Below are 14,711 nucleotides of genomic sequence, written 5' to 3' on the forward strand. Positions count from 1 at the left end.
TAACCAGAGGTTAGAATCTTCTGAGTGATGGCTTTCAAATGTCTTCAGTCATGAATGAACGTGAAGATTCTCAGAATTTTTTCGATATAAAAGCGACCCCTGTTAATTAATTCAAGTCTGCTGCAAATCACTTCATATTTTAGTTCAAGAGGAAAAGGCAGCAGAATTTCTCACGTCATTGTGAACCTAATCCAAAGATTCTCTTCTCTTGAAAATAAGGGAAGTGATTTCCAAAGATTTAAAAGATAATACAGTCCTTTCGAATAAAGAGCTATCGAACTTGAATAATTTTCTTAGAGAAAATTATTCCATCCACTATCATCCTTACGAAATAAATCCCTTCACTATTTCCGCTGAATGAATACTGATACTCTCCAGCAATTTGACTTTCATTTCGCAAAATCATTTTTACTTTTTGTCCGAAGAGGTCAAAAACTTCGAGTGAGACAGTAGAATTTTTTTGAAGTTTGTAATGCAGTGTTGTTGACCGTTGAAAGGGATTGGGATAAATAGAAAAGGAAAAAGCATCTGCTTCAACATCCGGAGCACTGAGAATATTCTGAAGTGGCCGCTTCCAAACCCCTGCGCCGTAAGTGGGTGCATAAATTTCCGTACTGCTTAAAGCAAGTGAATACACTTTCAAATTCGATAATCCATCATTTACAGAAGTCCAGGTATCGCCCTTATCATTGGATAATAAAACGCCTGAGTCAGTTGCTGCAAAAATGTTTGTTCCGGAAAATTTTAGATCCCATACGAAATTGAATACCCCCTGCCCAATTTGATCCCATGTAGCTCCTTGATCCAAAGAACGAAGCTCTGTGATGGTGCCGCCATCGAAATAGCGGACATAAAGCGCAGAGTCAGATAGGAAAAGACAACAAGGAATTGCGAATGAATCAAGCGGGAGATTGGTAGCGCTAAATGTAGAACCGTTATCAGAAGAGTAATAAATATTGTTGGTATAATTGGGGGAATGAACAATAGTATACACTTCGCCGTTTAGGACAGAAACCTCATAAATGTGATCCAAAGAATCTGTAATTAGGATATTTTCCCATGTTACTCCATAGTCAGAAGAATGATACAGATAAGGATCATAAGAATCACCGGGCACAACATAGATGTCCGGGCTGTCAAGTGCTATAAATCCGAAAGAGAAGCCCGGGTTTGGAAGCTCAGACCACGATGAAGAAAACGGCGACCATTTAAACCAGTCGTAATAGTTGAAAAGAAAAAGGTTGTTTCCATCAGTAATCAAGTTACCGTACCATGGATCAGGAGTAAAAACTAAGCCATCATTTGCTATGCTCCAGCTTGCACCATCATCTTCTGACCTGATTACACCTTTGGTTTCATAATCTTCAGTGAACAAATCACCCCCACTCCAGGCGAGTGCATTACAACCTGATGCAACTAATCCCTCATTGGAGTAAGTCCAGTTAAGCCCATTATCATAGGAAATTGACACGCCGGCAACATCACCCATGAAAAGGTTTGCTCCTGAGAGCATGAGAGCAAAAACATATTTATCAGTTGAGTGCTGCCACGAGGTTCCATTGTCTGTAGAAATCTGAACTCCTGTTGGCGAGCCTGCGATGAATGATGAACCAGTTTTTATCATTGCCGTCACGTATTCATAATTGTTAAGATGGCTCCAAAAATTCCAGGTTACGCCCCCATCATCGGATTCACGGATAAGCCCAAAATTTTCCTCGTACAAAGTATCTGAATCTGATAGCACAAGATGTGAGTACGCCAAAATATTCCCCTTCAAATTCCAATTAATGCCGTTGTCATTTGAAGAAAAAATTGCACCTGCAATAGTGCTTGCATAAACCTCACTTCCTGAAAGCAATGTTGAATTGATGCGTGAAGAAGAAGTTAAACCTGATTGACAGATGTTCCAGGTTGCGGCATTGTCGGAAGAATAATACATGCCGGAATCTGTTCCTGCCAACAGCATGGTGCCGGATTGAACCAAGGTGTTCACATTTAAATTCCCCAATCCGCTATTGCTCTCAGTCCAGTTGATACCTAAATCAGTTGAAAGATAAATTCCGCCGCCATAGGTGGCAGCGAACATTCCTGCGGGAAGAATAGCGTTGATTTTATAATACGGCAATCCGCTGTTTTCTTTTACCCATTCATTTCCGAATCCTGATACGCTGTAAATCTGACCTCCCGCGGTTCCGGCATAAATGGTAGTACCGATTTGTGCAAGCGCAGTTACACTTCCACCCTGAGGTCCCCTAGTTTGGGTCCATTGCGCGGTTGCCATTTGAATATGGAGTAGCATAAGGAAGCCGGAGAAGAGAGTAAATAATTTTCGACTCCCGATGTAATGCCGTTGAAATTTTTTCATATCGTTTTTGTTATGGATATTTTAGCTGAATAATTTTTTTAGAGAAGATTTTTCCATCCACTATCATCTTAATGAAATAAATCCCTTCACTATTTCCGCTGAATGGATACTGATGCTCTCCAGCAACCTGGCTTTCATTTTGCAAAATCGTTTTAACTTTTTGTCCAAGGAAATTATAGACTTCGAGAGATATAATAGAACTTCCTTTGAGTGTGTAATGCGTTAAGGTTGCCTGCTGAAATGGATTGGGATAAATAGAAAAGTTGAAATTATCTCCTGCAATATCAGGAATACTGAGAATACTCTGAAGAGATCGTTGCCATATTCCCTGGCCCATAGTGGTTGCATAGATTTTCGTTTCCTGTATTTCAAGATGACGGACATCCGTTTCCGGTAGTCCTTCATTTACAGAAATCCATGATGTTCCTTCATCAGCCGATAAAAACACTCCTGAATCCGTAGCTGCAAAAATGCTTGCTCCCGAAAATTTCATGTCGTAGACGTAAGTGAATACACCTTTCCCAATTTGATTCCATGAAGTGCCATGATCAGCGGAGCGAAAAGCCGCACTCGTGTAAGCATTAAAATAATTGGCATACAGTGCAGAGTCAGAGAGAAAGATTGAAAGAGGATCTTTGTAGAACAATTGACCTGAATCGGGCCGAGGGATTGAGAAAAATGTATTGCCATTATCAGGGGAAAAATAAAAAGAAGACCAGGTAAGAGCGTACAGTTCATTTTTTGAGAATACCACATCAGAAATGTAATTGACGGTATCCGCAACCAGGATGTTGTTCCAGGTTGTGCCATAGTCAGGAGAGTGATGCAGATAATGATCATAATAATCCTGAGAGGCAACATAAATATCAGGGCTGTCAATTGCAATTCCAGAAAAATTAAAGCCGGTGTTAGGAAGTGCAAGCCAGGATGAGGAAGATGGCGACCAGGCAAATAAATTATAGTAGTTACTTATAAAAAGATTATTTCCATCGGCTAGCAGTAGACCGTACCATGGGTCATATGACAAGGGTAAGCCATCATTTACCATACTCCAGGTTTCACCATCATCTTCCGACCTGAATACTCCCTGATCCTCATAATCTTCAGAAAACAAATTACCAGCACTTGAAACAAGTGCGTAACAATTGGTGGCAACTAAACCCACATTGGAGTAAGTCCAGTTAATACCATTATCATAAGAAACGGATGCTCCGGCATAATCACCCATATAGAGGGTTGTTCCTGAAATCATGATTGCATTTACATGTGTTTCTGACGAGTAGAGGTAGTGTTGCCACGATACTCCATTGTCAATAGAAATTTGAACGCCTGTAGACGAACCTGCTATAAAGGATGAGCCACTTTTTATTAGCACCGTTACGGGAAAATAGTTAGTATAGGTCCATACACTCCAGGTCAAACCTTCGTCCTCTGATTTACGGATCGGTGCACCTCCAGACGGATATGCTGCATACAACACACCTGCATCTGATAACATGAGTTGCATTCCTGCCTGCAGGTTTGCCTTCCAACTCCAGTTCACCCCATTATCATCAGAAACAAAAATTTCACCTATGGAAGTGCTTGCAAAAACTTTAGTGCCTGAAAGCAGTATTGAATTGATGCGTGAAGAAGAAGTTAAACCTGATTGGCAGATATTCCAGGTTGCGGCATTATCTGAAGAGTAATACATGCCGGAATCTGTTCCAACCAAAAGTATTGAGCCGGATTGAACCAACGTGTTCGCATGGAAATTTCCCAAGCCGTTGTTGCGTTCGATCCAGTTAATTCCCAAATCAGTTGAAAGATAAATTCCCCCACCATAAGTGGCGGCTAACATTCCCTCTGGAAGAATAGCATTGATTTGATAACCATACAGCCCGCTGTTTTCTTTTGTCCACCCATTACCGAATTCAGAAGTTCTGTAGATCTGACCTCCGGCAGTTCCAGCATAAATGGTAGTACCGATTTGTGCAAGCGCAGTTACACTTCCGCCCTGAGGTCCCTTAGTTTGCGTCCATTGCGCGGGCGCCAGTTGACTATAGAATACCAAAACGAAACTGAAGAGGATAGAAACTAATTTTAAAGACTTCAGGTATTGCTGCCGGTATACATTTTTCATGCTTGGTTTATTTATATTTATTTAAATACTTTCTAAAATACTATTCATTACCATCATTGTGAGAGGTAATGCCTGCAGCGGGCGAAAATCGGATTTGGATAAACCGAGGGTCCCTACTTTCTTTTTCGTTGTTCATTGCTTATACAATCGTTATGCGGAGCCGAATATTAAACCAATTTATGTTTCAGTGCTTTTGAAACTGCTTCAGTCATAGAATGGACGTGCAGTGTTTCATAAATTTTGCGAATGTAAAAGCGAACGCCGTCAATAGTAATATTCATTTCCGCCGCAATCATTTTATAGCTGAGCCCTTGGGTAAGTAATGAGAGCACTTGTTTTTCTTTTTCATTCAGCATGAATACTTCACCGGACTTGGGTGCTGAATTTTTTTGAAACAAATTCAGCACTTTGCTTGCAATCACAGGTGTCATAGGCGCACCGCCGGCGATCACTTCATGAATGGCTTCAATTAATTTTGTGCCGGAAGTATTCTTAAGCAAATATCCTGAAGCGCCTGCACAAATGGATTGAAACACCATATCATCTTCATCGAAAATCGTTTGCATCAGAATTTTTACATCTGGAAAATTTTCCCGGATCATCTTAACACCTTCAATTCCATTAATGCCGGGCATGTGAATGTCCATCAGCACTACATCGGGTGTGGCGAGATTAAGTTCTTTGATCAGGTTATTGCAATCCGGATATGCACCGTATAATTCAAAACCGGGTGAGCGTTCAATAAGCTGAGACAAACCATTGCGTAAAGATTTATTGTCTTCGAAGATTGATACTTTAATCACCACATGTCCATTCATCTCAAGTTATTCTAAGTTGCAAAATTCTACTATCGATTTTCATCTATCAAGTACATATTCATGTAGCAGGAAAAAAAAGATGAATAGTTGTTCCTTTTCCTTCCGCTGATTGAATGCTAATATCCCCCTTCATTTCTTCACTGCGTCTTCTCATGCTCAACAATCCATATCCAGGGGTGTAATCATTCAAATCAAAGCCCTCGCCATCATCTTCAATTTTCATTTTCAGCATTTTTCCTTCAAGCCTCAATTTAATTGTGCAAGTCTTAGATGAAGAATATTTTGCTACGTTGTTTACTGCTTCCTTAAAGATGAGATACAGATTTTTTCTGTTTTCCATCGACAACTTCAATCCCGGCAGAGAAGAGGAGGCATCAAACTTTAAATCAATATTTTTTGCCTCGAGAATTCCTGATGCAAACGTGCGCATGCGTTGGAGTATGTTTTCAAAGCGATCATTCTTTGGGTTGATTGCCCACACCACATCACTCATTGATTCGATGGTGCCCCGAGCATTCTCATTGATGGTATAAAGCAGCGATGATGCTTTCGGAGATTTCTCTTTCACTTCTTCATTCACGAGTTCGCTATAGATGGCAATGCTGCTAAGCATGCTGCCAACATCATCATGCAGATCACCGGCAATTTTATTTCTAATCATTTGCAATTTCAAGGTTTGCCTTAGGCGCAAGCGATTGATGAAAAGAAATGCTATAAAGAGGAACAGGGCGAAACCGGTTATAAGAACATTTTTGATAATTCGTTGTACCCAGACTTGCTCTGTGTGAAGCTCGTTATCTCTATTAAGCAGAGAAATTTGAGCATCTTTCTTTTCACTTTCATATTGCTCTTTCATTTGGGCAGTTAGCTTGCTGCTTTCTTCATTTAGCAACGTGTCTTTCATATCAGAATACAACTGGTGATACTCGTAAGCTTTTTTGTAGTCATTCGCCCCTGCAGACGCCTCTGCCAAACCTGCATATGCTTCTTTAATATCATTTCTACCTCCGATTTCTTTTGAAACTGAGAGTGCATCCTCTAAATACTTTCTTGCCTCTGGAAATTTTTTAAGTTTAATATTAACTAACCCGAGACTGATGTAGGAATTAGCAATCCCCTCCTTGTCTCCGATTTCTTCTCTTATTTTCAAAGAAGCAAAATAATTTTTCACCCCCTCGGGATAGTTTTCTTGCTCAGAATAAACATTTCCGATATTAACATAATCGATAGCCATTCCCTTCTTGTCCTTATTTCTTCTTTTATTTTCAAAGAAGCAAAATAATTTTGCAGTGCTTCAGGATAGTTGCCTTGTTTTCTATGAGCAATTCCGATATTACCGTAAGAAGCAGCGATCCCGATTTTGTCTCCAATTTCTTCAGAAACTTTTAGGCAAGCAGAGTAATTATTTAGTGCTTCGGAAGTATTGCCCTGCTCGTAATAAATAAACCCGATGTTATTGTAATTATTTGCAAGTCCGTTTTTGTTTCCGATTTCTTCATCTATTTTCAAGGAGGTAAAATAATTTTTCAATGCCTCCGGATAGTTGCCTTGATAATCATATATAATGCCGATGTTGCCATAACAAGTAGCGATTCTTTTTTTGTCTCCGATTTCTTCACTTATTTGCAGGGAAGCAAAATAATTTTTTAATGATTCCGGATAGTTACCTTGATCGGCATAAATAACTCCAATGACGTTATGAGCGTCGGCTTCGCCAATTCTAAAAGTTATTTTTTCAGAGAGGGCTAAAGCATTGTTACCATATTTCTTTGCCTGAGCGTAGTCTCCCATTTTCCAAAATTTACGAGCCAGAGCGTTTAATATCTTTACTTTGCTCGTGTCTTCAGTTGCTGTTTCCAACACTTGCTTGAGCGAATCAATTTTACTCTGTTGGGCCATCCCCGAAAATGATGCAACACAAATGCTGATGATCAAAAAAAATTTATTCATTGCGTAAAAGTTTTCTCTTTTAAAACAGATTGTCTAACAGGAAATATGCAGAAATAAATTTAGAAACTCAAATGAGTAGATTACCAAACCTGTGCACATCCACGGCAACGGCTATAAAGGACTTTCCTAAATTCTTATTAGGAAAGTTCATAATCATGTAGCGGAACATGAAAGATGAATTGTAGTTCCTTTTCCTTTTATTGACTGGATGTTGAGGTCACCCTTCATCTCCTCGCTGCGCCTTTTCATGCTCACCAATCCATTGCCTGCGGCGTAATCATTCAGATCGAAGCCTATTCCATCATCTTCAATTTTGATGTTAAGTATTTTTCCTTCAAGCCACAATTTAATTGTGCAAGTCTTAGATGAAGAATATTTTGCAATGTTGTTTACAGCTTCCTTAAAGACGAGGTACAGATTTTTTCTTTTTTCCATTGACAATTTCAAACCCGGCAGGGAAGGGGAGGCATCAAACTTTAGATCAATATTCTTTGCCTCGAGAATCCCTGATGCAAAGGTTCGCATGCGCTGAAGAATATTTTCGAAGCGGTCGTTCTTCGGGTTGATTGCCCATACGATGTCGCTCATTGCTTCGATGGTTGTGCGCGAATTCTCATTGATGGTTTCGAGAAGTGAGGAAGCTTTTTTGGATTTATCTTTTACTTCTTCATTCGCCAATTCACTGTAAATGACGATGCTGCTGAGTGTGCTGCCGATATCGTCGTGAAGGTCGCTGGCGATTTTGTTTCTCACGTGTTGTAGTTTCAAAATCTGCTGGAGGCGGTAATAATAAATCCCATAAAGCATTCCACAGAAAAGAATCAGGCATAGTGTATAAAACCACCATGTTCTCCAAAATGGGGGAAAAATAAAAATGTGCTCGGTAGCGCCGTCAATATTCCATACGCCATCATGATTTGTACCGATAACATGCAATGTGTAGTTACCGGGGTTTAGATTCGTATAGTTGGCAAAGGTTCTGTTGCCACAGAAGTTCCAATTCTTGTCTAAGCCATCGAGTTTATAGGCGTATTGATATCTTTCAGGAGATATGTAATCCAGTGATGCAAAATTAAAGGAGACAAAATTTTGTTGGTAATTCAAATCAATCTGTCGTTTGTAGCTGATGGATGTATCGGAGGCGTAATCTTTCCCGAATATTTTGAAATCGGAAAGAATAATGGGAGATGGATGAAAGCTGATTGGGAATGAATTCGGATCAAACATCATTAAGCCCTTTTCATAGACAAAATAGATCCATCCGTCACTGTCCATAAGAGAAGCACCTGTTATTTCATTTCCCGGGCAGCCATTTTTTATATTAAAAACCTGAATGAAATTTTTGTTTGACGGAAATGATGTGTAAGCATTTTCCTGATATGAAGCATACAAGGAATCGGTGATGATTCTGCATAAGCCGGCATTGGTTTCCACCCATAGATTTCCATTTTTATCAGCAATCACGTCATGCACGTAGTCGCCAGGTAAACCATCTTCTTTACTGATTAGAAAATTTTTTTTTCCTTCTTTGGGAAGCCCGATGAGACCTTTGGTATAACCGCCGATCCAAAGGATACGATGAGAATCCTCTGAATGCCCGCTCAAAAATAAAAGTTGATGAGAAAATTGTTCAGTGTGTTGGGGAAATAAATTAATCAGTTCATCGGTTTCCCAGTTGTAGGTATACACTCCGCTTTGATCATCGAAGCACAATAGCCCCTCAGCATTTTCATAAAAATGACTGACGTCGGAATTGTTGAAGATTTTTAAAGACGATGAATCATTATGATAACGGCTGAATTTTCCTGTGATGTAATCAAAGGTTTTAATTCCTTTTAAGCCAATGCTTATCCAAATTGTTCCCTGATTATCTTCGTATGCATTAGCAATATCGTTGTCCTCAGATAGGGTGAGATCAAATGGGGCAGGTAAATATGACTTTATTTTTTTTGACAAAGGGTCAAAAAATATCAACCCTTTACCGCGTGTCGCAACCATCAAGTCATCATCTCTAATTTCCTGAATCGAATTAATTTGCAACCCTTGCAGAACAGAAGCAACAGCGGGATCTTTAGTATAATTGATGAATGATCCCGTATATTTATTCAGAGAAATCAAGCTTCCCTCTTCAGTACCAATCAGGATATTTTTCTTTTTATCCTGTCCAAAACAAACAATGGACTCATCGGGCAGCGAATATTTATCGGTTGAGCTATAATTAAAAGTGAAAAAATTCTCACAATTGAGATTTACGATGTTTATTCCAGCATTGTATGTACCGATCCAAAGCTGGCTTTTAGAATGGTTTGTAAAAATGCACGTTATGTAATTATCGCTGATAGAGTAATTATCATTCTCATTACTGTTATACCAATGTACTTTACCGGTTTTTTCATTGAAGAGCGAAAGCCCGGCTCCGAGTGAACCAAGCCAAAACAATTTCTTATCGTCCTGGAAAATACAATTTATTAAATTTTCATTCTGCGAAGTGCTATCTTCAAAAGATTTTGAATAACAGGTAAATATACCCGTCTCCTTATTATAAGAATCGAGGCCGCCACCTAAGCCTCCTGTCCATAAAACGCCGGAGTCGTCCTCGAAAAGTGCCTGTACCCAACCATGATGAGCACCATTTGGGTCAGTTGCCTTATAAGGATGGTAAGTAAAATTTTTGTTGAGAAGGTCAAATGAGTAAAGTCCACCACCAAGTGTACCTATCCAGACTGTTTTATTTTTGTCTTTGCAGAAACATTTTACATAATTTGCTCGTGCGTGCGCATTCTTCGGGTCGAGAACATAACATTTAAACTGTTTTGTGGATGGATCAAATATATTAAGTCCACCGCCATTCGTGCCAATCCAAATTTTTCCTTCATGATCTCCCATCAGACAAAGCAGCTTGTTGCTGGAGACAGAATTAGGATTTAATGAATCATGAATATAATGAGTGAATTTTTCAGACACCAAATCCAGCATATCCAGTCCGCCGCCATCTGTTCCAATCCATAAGTGATTATGATGATCAGAATATAAACAACGAATTGCTCCCGAAGTCAAGGAGTTTACAGAATCCTCATGCTTGAAAATTTTGAAATGCTGCCCGTCATAACGGTTCAATCCATTTTGCGTTCCAACCCACATGAATCCCAAACTGTCCTGCGTGATGCAATAGACGCTGTTTTGAGATAGACCATCTTCAGTGGTAAGATGTTGGAAGTTAAGATTAAAATTTTGAGAATAAAGAGGAGGAGTGATTAAGAAATAAAAAAGAAGTTCAAATAGCAATATTTTTTTCAAAATTGTCATGCAATTGAGAATAAATTATAATTTATTTCAGGAAAGGGAAGAAGTAAATGTATTAAACAGGAAACCAATTCTGGCAAGTTAGCATTCCAGTTCCCTTCATCACGCAAGTCTGTGCCAATTTTCTTTCGTTTCCCTGTGAAGCTAGCAATCCGCATATGATCCCTTAAATATATGATACCCAAGCGAGAGAGAATGCTGCAAGTGCGTAATCATGTAGTTGAAAATGAAAGATGTATCGCTGTTCCCTTTTCTTTGATTGAGCTAATGTCGAGATTACCCTGCATTTCCTCGCTTCTCCTTTTCATGTTCGCCAATCCATTGCCTGCGGCGTAATCATTCAAATCGAAGCCCGTTCCATCATCTTCAATTTGCATGTTGAGTATTTTTCCTTCAAGCCACAATTTAATTGTACAAGTCTTAGATGAAGAATATTTTGCTACGTTGTTTACTGCTTCCTTAAAGATGAGATACAGATTTTTTCTTTTTTCCATTGACAATTTCAAACCCGGCAGGGAAGGGGAGGCATCAAACTTTAGATCAATATTTTTTGCCTCGAGAATCCCTGATGCAAAAGTGCGCATGCGCTGAAGTATATTTTCAAAGCGATCGTTATTTGGATTAATTGCCCAGACAATATCGCTCATGGATTCCATAGTGGTTCTAGCGTTTTCATTGATGGACATAAGAAGCCCTGTGGTGCGCCCCGATTTATCTTTCATCTCTTCATTCGCCAGTTCACTGAAGATTGCAATGCTGCTGAGCGTGCTGCCGATATCATCATGAAGGTCGCCTGCAATTTTATTCCTGAGCTTTTGTGATAGTATGTAACGCTGTAGCCTGAAACGATAGAAAATGTAAATAATAGTCGCAGCAATTAACATCAGGATAAACATTGCACTCAATTGGAACCATACCGTCTTGTAAAAAAGTGTTGCCACATAAATCTGTAACGGCTTAATAATTTCACTCCAATGCGATCCATCTGTAGTGGCTTTTACACGAAAGGAATAATTGCCGCCGGGCAAACTGGTGTAGTTTACGAACTCCCTGGTTCCGGAAGCAATCCAATTCTTATCGTACCCTTCAAGCATGTAAGCATATTGATTGTCGTGTGCGTTCAGCATATTGGGAGCACTAAAATCAAACGAAAAGGAGTTCTCCATAGCAGATAAATTCACCAGGCTATCATCCTTCCAACTCCTCAAATTGCCCAACACCTTAAAAGATGTGATGACAGGATAAAGGGGTTCAATTTTTTTTTGAATGCTGTCAGGATCGAAGAAGATGATTCCGGTATTTGAGGCGACATAGAATTTATTTCGTGTGGAATCAAAAAAGATTGAATTCATGGATCTTTCTGGCAATCCATCTTTTAAAGTAAAGTTTGTGAATTGAATAGTTTGAGGATTGAAGCTCGAGATTCCCTCCTCTGTTCCCATCCAGATTATTCCATTATTATCGTGGTCAATTGTCCAAATTCCTTCTCCTCCCAAGCCATCTGCCCGCCGATACCTTCGGCAAATCTGCGAATTAAGTGAGCATTGAATCAAACCCGCCAAGGTGCCAACCCAAATAGTTCCATGATTATCATTGAACATGGAGACGATGTTGTCATTTTTTAGCTCATTATAAAAAGGAGGTGGAAGCTCAATAAAGCGTTCTGATTTATAATCAAAGCAGGTGATGCTACCTCTGGAATAGGCCATCCAAATGTGACCCTCACCATCTTCTGCTGCACTATCAAAATGCCTGAAAGGAAAATGATGCGCTCCGCTATCCTCCATGCCATAATGAATAAATTGATTTGTTTTTCGATTCCAGCTAAACAACCCATACTGCCCCCACATGCCTATCCAGATTTGATGCTGGTAATCTTCGAAAAAAAATACAGCAGTGATGGTATCTAATAAGGGAGGATGAGGAATAAGAAATTTATTGATAGCCGGAATTTTAAGATTAATCGTATAGAGTCCAACATGCGCTCCGTTATCTACATCAGATGCTGAGACAAGTATGTTTTGAGGATCCAAACCAATTACAGACCAAAAAGTATTTTTCTTATTTGCATCAGGATAAGCATAACGATATTGCTTTAGAGAATGAGTTTGGATATTCATTATAAAAAATCCATTGGCAGTAGGGATAAGAAGGTTAGAGTCAACAAGAATTACTTGGATTATTGCATTTTTAATATCGGGCGCTTCAGGAAAATAGTTTCCGAATTCTTCATAGAAATGAAACGGATTTTTATCAATTTTATATCGGGTGAGCGCATCAGAAGCAAACCAGATATTACCTTTTCTATCCTGCATAAAACTATTGCACCCCCCCAATCCCTGCGGAAGCTCCGGAGATACATGTGCGAGTATGGTTTGAAATGTTTCAGTAGCAGGATCGAATAGATAAAACTCACGATGCTTCGAAAGAAGCAGAATCTTTCCATCATGCAAAATAAGTGATCCGCCCGTGAGCAGCATTTCATTCAAAGCCGGATAATACTTCAATTCATTTTGCGTGGGATTGAATTTATAAATTCCATTATTGCCCGTTAGCCAGAGGTTTCTTAAGCTATCTTCACTCAAACCGGTATTAGTCACTTCAAACATTTTCCAGTGCTTAGGGTTGTGTTTTGAATTATAAACAGTTCCGCTTTCAGCATCAATGGCATTGAGCGAGCTATTAATGGATAACCATATGTTACCCGAATGATCTTCCAATAGTAGCCCCCCGCTTATCCAGTTAACATTTTTATCCAGCCAATAGAATGAATCTTTTTTATTCCACTTCCTGATTACGTTAAATTGATGATCAAATTCAATGAGGGCATCAATTCCCAATACCCATATATTTTTTTTATGATCTATAAGGAAACTAGATACCTTATTTCCTAATTCTGCCAGATGATCACCCAGAGCATCACGATGAGCATTTGTTCTCGGATTAAAAATCACTATACCATCGCGATTGGTTTGCAGCAATAAATTATTCTCAGCATCCTCTGCTATTTCACGAATCGCATTGATGTAGAGGGTTTTTTTCAAAGAATCAGAAAGGTAGATCGGGATGAATGTTTTACCATCGAAGCGGTTCAACCCATAACCGGTACCGACCCATAAAAATCCCTGATGATCCTCGTATAAAGAAAGAATAGATTGATCGGACAAGCCATCCTTTGTTCCGAACTGTTCAAAGCGAAATGAAGTGGTTTGAGAATAAGAAACACCGGTACTCAGAAAAAAAATGACCGTAAAGATCTTACCAGAAATCCGGAATAGCATACAGTGGTTCATTCAAAGGAAAAGCAAAATAAAGATAGCACTTCATCCAGGACCTTGATCAAAGTAAGTTTCTATAAACCTGGACGAACAAAGCCAACAGCATGGTATCTTGCCACCCCTTTAAAATCATTTTTCTTTGACCATATGTTTAAGGTAGGGTTATATTCGCAGAAATCATTTCTATAACCTTCATTACCATTATCATATCCAGTCCCGATATATGCAATGTTTCCAATTGCAAAATCCAAAGGCGCCATATTTTGCTATACCTCCGAAATCGGCTCTCTGTCTCCATGTATCCAGCAATAATCCCTTCTGTAAATACAACGCAAACAGTATTGCGATAAAAAGTGCAATTTTTTTCATTGGAATTTTCTCACAAGAATTTAATTATTTAATCACCTTCAATTTCTTTAATTCCTCTACAGAAACCGTTGGCGGCATTTCTCCTTTTTTCATTTTGGTGATCACCAGCTGCGCCACTTTCTCTGCATCTGCCTTTGTTTTAAATCCATCATTGCCCGGCATTGCCGGAATACTCAGTTGATGAATAACCAACTTGCTATCGGCATACAAGTCGTAACCAAAAGTTTTATCGGAAGCATCAATGATTTTATAGGTGAATTGGGTGTTTATTACTGCGCTATTCTGCTGCGAAGATGCAGGCGATAATGGTGCTGCCTGTTGGGCATGAAGGATATTTATTGAACAGTAAAAAATGGAAATAAAAAAGAGTGTTTTCATAAGATGTGATTAAAGAAGATTAAAGATTTCCTGAGGTGTATTTTCGAAGAAAGCTAATCATATTTTACAAGAAATCTTTATATAAAATAAAAAAATTCATCCTCAAATCTTATAGTTAAATACAGTAG

9 protein-coding genes are annotated in these 14,711 nt (G+C 39.0%); all 9 read right to left on the reverse strand.

Features of this window, described 5'->3' with window-relative positions:
• Positions 1 to 271: 271 nt before the first annotated feature.
• The 9 genes from H0W62_04245 to H0W62_04285 all read right to left on the reverse strand — a co-directional run bounded on the left by H0W62_04245 (position 272) and on the right by H0W62_04285 (position 14,583).
• Positions 272 to 2,365: a T9SS type A sorting domain-containing protein gene (locus H0W62_04245; protein MBA3647751.1), complete on the reverse strand. Its 2,094-nt coding sequence runs from the start codon at positions 2,363 to 2,365 to the stop codon at positions 272 to 274.
• Positions 2,366 to 2,375: 10 nt separating this feature from the next.
• A complete protein-coding gene (locus H0W62_04250; GenBank protein MBA3647752.1) occupies positions 2,376 to 4,487 on the reverse strand; it encodes a T9SS type A sorting domain-containing protein in 2,112 nt (703 codons plus the stop codon).
• Between the two features lie 167 nt (positions 4,488 to 4,654).
• Positions 4,655 to 5,305, reverse strand: a complete 651-nt coding sequence (locus tag H0W62_04255) for a response regulator transcription factor (GenBank protein ID MBA3647753.1) — start codon at positions 5,303 to 5,305, stop codon at positions 4,655 to 4,657.
• 58 nt (positions 5,306 to 5,363) lie between these two features.
• Positions 5,364 to 6,539: a tetratricopeptide repeat protein gene (locus tag H0W62_04260; protein ID MBA3647754.1), complete on the reverse strand. Its 1,176-nt coding sequence runs from the start codon at positions 6,537 to 6,539 to the stop codon at positions 5,364 to 5,366.
• Positions 6,473 to 7,255 carry a tetratricopeptide repeat protein gene (locus tag H0W62_04265; protein MBA3647755.1) on the reverse strand — a complete coding sequence of 261 codons (783 nt, stop codon included), beginning with the start codon at positions 7,253 to 7,255 and terminating at the stop codon, positions 6,473 to 6,475. Before H0W62_04265 ends, H0W62_04260 begins: the two co-directional genes overlap by 67 nt.
• Positions 7,256 to 7,408: 153 nt before the next feature.
• Positions 7,409 to 10,552 carry a hypothetical protein gene (locus H0W62_04270; GenBank protein MBA3647756.1) on the reverse strand — a complete coding sequence of 1,048 codons (3,144 nt, stop codon included), beginning with the start codon at positions 10,550 to 10,552 and terminating at the stop codon, positions 7,409 to 7,411.
• Positions 10,553 to 10,770: 218 nt separating this feature from the next.
• Positions 10,771 to 13,851, reverse strand: coding sequence for a hypothetical protein (locus H0W62_04275; GenBank protein MBA3647757.1), 3,081 nt, complete (start codon positions 13,849 to 13,851; stop codon positions 10,771 to 10,773).
• A gap of 59 nt (positions 13,852 to 13,910) precedes the next feature.
• On the reverse strand, positions 13,911 to 14,096 hold the full coding sequence (locus H0W62_04280) for a hypothetical protein (protein MBA3647758.1): 186 nt from the start codon (positions 14,094 to 14,096) through the stop codon (positions 13,911 to 13,913).
• A 133-nt stretch (positions 14,097 to 14,229) separates the two neighbouring features.
• Positions 14,230 to 14,583 (reverse strand): DUF4907 domain-containing protein, encoded by a 354-nt coding sequence (locus H0W62_04285; protein ID MBA3647759.1) that lies wholly within the window; start codon positions 14,581 to 14,583, stop codon positions 14,230 to 14,232.
• Positions 14,584 to 14,711 lie beyond the last annotated feature (128 nt).

This window comes from Chitinophagales bacterium, from assembly GCA_013816805.1.
Lineage (GTDB): Bacteria > Bacteroidota > Bacteroidia > Chitinophagales > UBA10324 > MGR-bin340.